The sequence below is a fragment of the Streptococcus mitis subsp. hohhotensis genome (assembly GCF_020089495.2).
In the GTDB taxonomy this organism is placed as follows: Bacteria; Bacillota; Bacilli; order Lactobacillales; family Streptococcaceae; genus Streptococcus; species Streptococcus hohhotensis.
Genome location: NZ_JAIRCA020000030.1, coordinates 1 through 6,156, shown reverse-complemented (window position 1 = coordinate 6,156; position 6,156 = coordinate 1). Strand labels below are relative to the sequence as shown.

Below are 6,156 nucleotides of genomic sequence, written 5' to 3'. Positions count from 1 at the left end.
TATGCTATTGCTATCGTAGATAGCAATTATTTCCAAGATGACTTGGCTTTCCATAGCTTTAGTATGCGCGAGGACACGACAGGTGAGGCTTTAACAATTACAAACAATGGACAGGAACATCATCTAGTCAAGATGGCGTTCTTGGAATTAAAAAAATACAGAGAAACCAGCAAAGATGAGGTTCGTAAACCATGGTTGGAGTTTTTCGGGAATAAACCCTTTACCCAAGAACCCGAGCGAGCCATTAGCCAAGCAGACCAACTGCTGGACTATAAGAGCTGGTCCGAGGAGGATAGGAAAATGTTTAGTCAACTACGCATGCGCGAAGAACAAGCCTTGTTAGCACAGGACTATGCCTTGGAAACTGCTAGGGCGGAAGGTATTGAACAAGGTTTAGAGCGTGGGAAGCTCTTTGCTTTCCTAGATATGGTTCGTCAAGGTCTTCTGACATCTGAGGTAGCCAGTCAGCAATTGGGCATGACCGTTGCTGAATTTGAGTCACTATTGAAAGAGCATCACAAATAAGAACTAAAAAAATACAGAGAAACTAGCAAATATAAGGTTCGCAAGCCGTGGTTGGAGTTTTTCGGGAATAAGCCCTTTACCCAACAACCTGAGCGAGCTATCAGCCAAGCAGACCAACTGCTAGACTACAAGAGCTGGTCTGAGGATGACAGGAAGCTGCTTAGTCAACTACATATGCGCGAAGAACAAGCCTTGTTAGCACATAACTATGCCTTGGAACGAGCTGAAGAAAAAGGCTTAGAACGTGGTCGTCCAGAGAGTACTGAGGAGGGGTAAAAGTAGGTTTAGCAAGTCTAGTCCATCAAGGCCTTCTGATTTCAGATGTTGCCATCCAGTAATGATTCGAATAGTCGGGAATATAAAGTATTATTGTTCGTTTGATTGAAATAAGTTAGCTTTTATGAGTGATTAGAGTTCAACATTTAAAGTTTGGACTGTTTTCTCCAATATTTTCTTAAAAATAAGATAAAAATTGTTGACACCAATTATTTAAGTGGTATAACGGTGGTAGTAAAGAAAACTCTTTACAATCAAATAAAAAATAAAAGAGGAGATAAAACAATGAAAAAAGTTTTATTGACATCAGTAGCAGCTCTTGCAGTATTTTCTGCAGTAGTGCCAGCATTTGCAGATAACAATGGTGGAGCTAACCTCCCTGGACCATATGATTCACGTGAAGCATATGAAAGCCAATCAGAATTTGTAACTGCTGATAGAGTTAACGAATATGTGGCAGCATATAGTGAAAATATCAATGCAAATAAAGCTGATCTTGAGAAAGCACAAGCTGAATTGGCAAAAGCAGAAAATGCACCAGAAAACTTCACACATAACCGTGATGAACTTTTAGCACCATACAGAAATGTAGTTGTAGCTGCTCAAAAAGCATACGATGCAGAAGTGGCAAAAGTTCGTAACGAAGCGGTGAAACATTTGCAAGAAGTTTTCAATTTAGCTCTTAAAAAAGAAGGTAAATACTATATCTTGAACGAAACTCCTGAACAAGCAAACGCTCGTTATTTGAAAGATCACGTTCAAGATGGTCAAAACGGACAAACAGCTCCATCAGCTACTCCAGAACCAGGTAAACCAGGTGCAGTAGAGCAAGCTAAACAAGCAGAAGCAGTAGCTAAACAAGCAGATGCAACAGCTAAAGCTGGTCAAAAAGCTCTTCCAAAAACACACGCTTCTAAATAATTTATTTATTTAATGAAGTAACTAATCACTGAAACTTCGTTTCAGTGATTTTTTTGATAAAAGTAAATAAACAAGGGAGATAAAAATGAGCAGACGTTCAACTAAAAATAAGTCACCTATGAAGAAAATTATCGCTTCGCTTGTTGCTGTAGCTATTGTCGCTTTAGGAGGTTTATTCCTCTATAAGACATTTTTAGCTCCAACTGATCAGGCGAGTGAAACTAAGGTAGCACAAACGACACAAAAAATTGCTACGACATCGGCAGAGGAAAAAGAATATCTTACGAATAAGTTCAAAGGCTTACTTGGAACAAACTCTGATACGATCGCTTATGTGTATGCGCCCGGAACAGAGTTGGATGAGCCTGTTGTTCAAACAACTGATAATTCAACTTATTTAGATAAGAGATTTGATGGTGGTCACGAACCTTATATGGGAACAGTGTTTATGGACACAGATAATAAAAAGGATTTTAGTGACCGTTTAACTTGGTTATTTGGTCATGCTCGTGGTAGTAAAGTTGGGGATCATCGTATGTTTAATGATGTGAACTACTATAGTCGTCAAGATTATTTTGATGAACATCCATATGTTGTGATTGAGACTCCAGAGAGAAAGTATTATTATGAAGCAGTTGCTATGATTATAGTACCGGAAGAAACAGCCTTTTATCGCACTTCATTTGATGATGATAAAGATTTTCAAACACAGTTAACAACTATTTATGAAACAGCTGAAGTTAAGAAACCAAATGTTAAAGTATCAGCTAAAGATAAGTATTTAGTTCTTTCAACTTGTCGTGAAGAAGATGAAACGATTCGTGCGAATCTATATCTTCGTCAAATACCAGACTCAGAAATGAGTGAGTTTGTCAAACAGCACAAAGATCAATTAACGTATAAACCAACAAGATAAATATATAGACTACTACTACAATAGGAATGAATATAGTCTAGCAAGAATAGAAGTTCTTTGCAGTTGGAAAGGATTTCACTTTTATAATTATAAAGCATAAAAACAGAATTTAGTCATGGGCTAAGTTCTGTTTTTTTAAAACTAAATGGCTATATTCGCCAAAAGTATGAAAAATACTTGGTTTGGCTCTTCCCAATGGTATTTTTTGGTGCTTTCCTTTATAATGGGTGTATGGATAAGAAAAAATTATTATTGATTGATGGGTCTTCTGTTGCTTTTCGGGCGTTTTTTGCGCTCTATCAGCAGTTGGACCGTTTTAAGAATGCGGCTGGTTTGCATACCAATGCGATTTACGGCTTTCAGTTGATGTTGAGTCATTTGTTGGAGCGGGTTGAGCCGAGTCATATTTTGGTGGCTTTTGATGCGGGAAAGACGACCTTCCGTACAGAGATGTATGCGGACTATAAGGGTGGTCGGGCCAAGACTCCTGATGAGTTTCGTGAGCAATTTCCCTTTATTCGTGAGTTGCTGGATCATATGGGGATTCGTCACTATGAGTTGGCTCAGTATGAGGCGGATGACATTATTGGAACACTGGATAAGCTAGCAGAGCAGGATGGTTTTGATATTACCATTGTCAGTGGGGACAAGGATTTGATTCAGCTGACGGATGATCATACGGTGGTTGAAATTTCCAAGAAAGGTGTGGCTGAGTTTGAGGCCTTTACGCCAGAATATCTTATGGAAAAGATGGGCATTACACCGACGCAGTTTATCGATCTCAAGGCGCTCATGGGTGATAAGTCGGATAATATCCCTGGAGTAACCAAAATCGGTGAAAAGACGGGTATCAAGCTCTTGCTAGAGCATGGTTCGCTTGAGGGAATTTATGAAAATATCGATGGGATGAAGGCTTCTAAGATGAAGGAAAATCTCATCCATGATAAGGAACAGGCCTTTTTGTCGAAAACACTGGCGACCATTGATACCAAGGCACCGATTGAGATTGGTTTGGAGGATGTGGTCTATAGTGGTCCAGATGTGGAAAATCTTGGGAAATTCTACGATGAGATGGGCTTCAAACAGCTCAAGCAGGCTTTAAATGCATCGTCAGCTGATGTGGCTGAGAGTTTGAACTTTACTATTGTTGACCAAGTCAGTCAAGATATGCTGAGTGAAGAGTCTATCTTCCATTTTGAGCTTTTTAGTGAGAATTACCATACGGATGATTTGGTTGGATTTGCTTGGTCTTGTGGGGCTAAGCTTTATGCTACAGACAAACTTGAACTTTTGCAAGAGCCAATTTTCAAGGACTTTTTAGAAAAAACACCTCTGAGAGTGTATGACTTTAAGAAAGCTAAAGTTCTTTTGCATCGTTTTGGTCTGGATTTGCAGGCGCCTGCCTTTGACAGTCGTTTGGCTAAATACCTCCTTTCGACTGTGGAGGACAATGAAATTGCGACTATTGCTAGTCTTTATGGTCAGACTTATTTGGTTGATGATGAAACTTTCTACGGTAAGGGGGTCAAGAAGGCTATTCCTGAACGCGAGAAATTCTTGGAACACTTGGCTCGTAAGCTTGCTGTTTTGGTTGAAACAGAGCCTGTTTTGCTTGAAAAACTCAGTGAAAATGGGCAATTAGAGCTTCTTTATGATATGGAGCAACCTCTTGCTTTTGTCCTTGCTAAGATGGAAATTGCTGGGATTAAGGTTAAAAAAGAGACCTTGCTTGAGATGCAGGCTGAAAATGAGCTTGTTATTGAAAAACTGACTCAGGAGATTTACGAACTGGCTGGTGAGGACTTTAATATCAACTCGCCTAAGCAGTTGGGCGTCCTTCTCTTTGAAAAATTGGGTCTTCCTCTAGAATACACTAAGAAAACTAAAACGGGTTACTCGACAGCGGTGGATGTGTTGGAGCGTCTGGCTCCTATTGCTCCGATTGTTAAGAAAATCCTGGATTACCGTCAGATTGCTAAGATTCAATCCACTTATGTGATTGGCTTGCAGGACTGGATTTTAGCTGATGGAAAGATTCATACTCGCTATGTGCAGGATTTAACCCAGACTGGGCGTTTGTCTAGTGTGGATCCAAACTTGCAAAATATTCCTGTGCGTTTGGAGCAGGGGCGTCTCATTCGTAAGGCTTTTGTACCTGAGTGGGAGGATAGTGTGTTGCTCAGCTCGGACTATTCGCAGATTGAATTGCGCGTTTTGGCGCATATTTCTAAGGATGAGCACTTAATTAAAGCCTTTCAAGAGGGGGCAGATATCCATACTTCGACAGCCATGCGGGTCTTTGGCATTGAGCGTCCTGAGGATGTGACTGCAAACGACCGTCGCAATGCCAAGGCTGTCAACTTTGGAGTGGTTTATGGGATTTCAGACTTTGGTTTGTCTAATAATTTGGGCATTAGCCGTAAGGAAGCCAAAGCCTATATTGATACCTACTTTGAACGCTTCCCAGGTATTAAAAACTACATGGATGAAGTAGTGCGTGAGGCGCGTGATAAGGGCTATGTGGAGACCCTCTTTAAACGTCGTCGTGAGTTGCCAGATATCAATTCGCGCAACTTTAATATTCGTGGTTTTGCGGAGCGGACTGCCATCAACTCTCCTATCCAGGGTTCGGCGGCAGATATTCTCAAGATTGCCATGATTCAGCTGGATAAAGCCTTGGTTGCAGGTGGTTATCAGACTAAGATGCTTCTGCAAGTGCACGATGAAATCGTCCTTGAAGTGCCTAAATCTGAATTAGCAGAGATGAAAAAATTGGTCAAACAAACCATGGAAGAAGCCATTCAACTCAGTGTTCCCTTAATCGCAGATGAAAATGAAGGGGCAACCTGGTACGAGGCTAAATAAAAAGGGGGCTAGTCCTCCTTTTTTGTAGTAAAATTATGCAAGCCTTTTCAAATTGTGCTATACTGATGAAAAAGGAGGATTTCTATGAGTCAAGAATTTATCAATCCAAGTGATGGCGTGATTCGTCAGTATCTCGCAACGAGTAAAACCCTTGCTGTGGTGGGTTTGTCTGACCGTGAGGAGACAACCAGCAATCGAGTGACTAAGGAAATGCAGGATCGAGGTTATAAAATTATTCCAGTCAATCCCAAGGCGGCAGGTGGCGACATCTTGGGTGAAAAGGCTTATGCTAGCCTCGCTGAGATTCCTTTTCCTGTAGATATTGTCAATGTTTACCGTCGCAGTGAGTTTCTGCCTGAAGTGGCGCGTGATTTTCTAAAGGCTGATGCTAAGATTTTTTGGGCACAGCTAGGACTTGAAAGTCTAGAAGCAGAAGAAATCTTGCGTGATGGTGGATGCGATGATATCGTGATGAATCGCTGCATCAAGAGAGAACATACACGCTTGATTGAGGAAGCGTAAGAAAAAGGTAGCTGGTGGGCCAATGTCATTAAGTTAAGAAATTCAAATACAATTCTGTATTTGGGTTTCTTTTTTATGTGATAAACTTATAGTTAAGGAGGGATTTCCCATGATAAAACAGATAAAAGCCC

Annotated in this window: 5 protein-coding genes and 1 pseudogene; all 6 read left to right on the top strand. The window is 40.6% G+C overall.

What is annotated here, in order from left to right; genetic code table 11:
- Positions 1-525, top strand: a 525-nt coding sequence (locus K4Z77_RS09350) for a nuclease/transposase family protein (protein WP_474104200.1), incomplete at its 5' end; no start/stop codon positions are given.
- A pseudogene (locus tag K4Z77_RS09345) lies at positions 526-863 on the top strand (hypothetical protein); the annotation flags it as partial. It lies immediately after the preceding gene.
- 223 nt (positions 864-1,086) lie between these two features.
- On the top strand, positions 1,087-1,722 hold the full coding sequence (gene abpA, locus K4Z77_RS09340) for an amylase-binding adhesin AbpA (protein ID WP_224219152.1): 636 nt from the start codon (positions 1,087-1,089) through the stop codon (positions 1,720-1,722).
- Positions 1,723-1,807: 85 nt separating this feature from the next.
- A complete protein-coding gene (srtB, locus tag K4Z77_RS09335; RefSeq protein ID WP_224219151.1) occupies positions 1,808-2,638 on the top strand; it encodes a class B sortase, LPKTxAVK-specific in 831 nt (276 codons plus the stop codon).
- A gap of 231 nt (positions 2,639-2,869) precedes the next feature.
- Positions 2,870-5,503: a DNA polymerase I gene (gene polA / locus K4Z77_RS09330; RefSeq protein ID WP_224219150.1), complete on the top strand. Its 2,634-nt coding sequence runs from the start codon at positions 2,870-2,872 to the stop codon at positions 5,501-5,503.
- An 84-nt stretch (positions 5,504-5,587) separates the two neighbouring features.
- Positions 5,588-6,025 (top strand): CoA-binding protein, encoded by a 438-nt coding sequence (locus tag K4Z77_RS09325; protein WP_224219149.1) that lies wholly within the window; start codon positions 5,588-5,590, stop codon positions 6,023-6,025.
- Positions 6,026-6,156 lie beyond the last annotated feature (131 nt).

Coding starts and splice junctions, on each gene's coding strand:
- abpA (WP_224219152.1), top strand. CDS start 1,087: ATGAAAAAAGTTTTATTGACATCAGTAGCAGCTCTTGCAGTATTTTCT.
- srtB (WP_224219151.1), top strand. CDS start 1,808: ATGAGCAGACGTTCAACTAAAAATAAGTCACCTATGAAGAAAATTATC.
- polA (WP_224219150.1), top strand. CDS start 2,870: ATGGATAAGAAAAAATTATTATTGATTGATGGGTCTTCTGTTGCTTTT.
- K4Z77_RS09325 (WP_224219149.1), top strand. CDS start 5,588: ATGAGTCAAGAATTTATCAATCCAAGTGATGGCGTGATTCGTCAGTAT.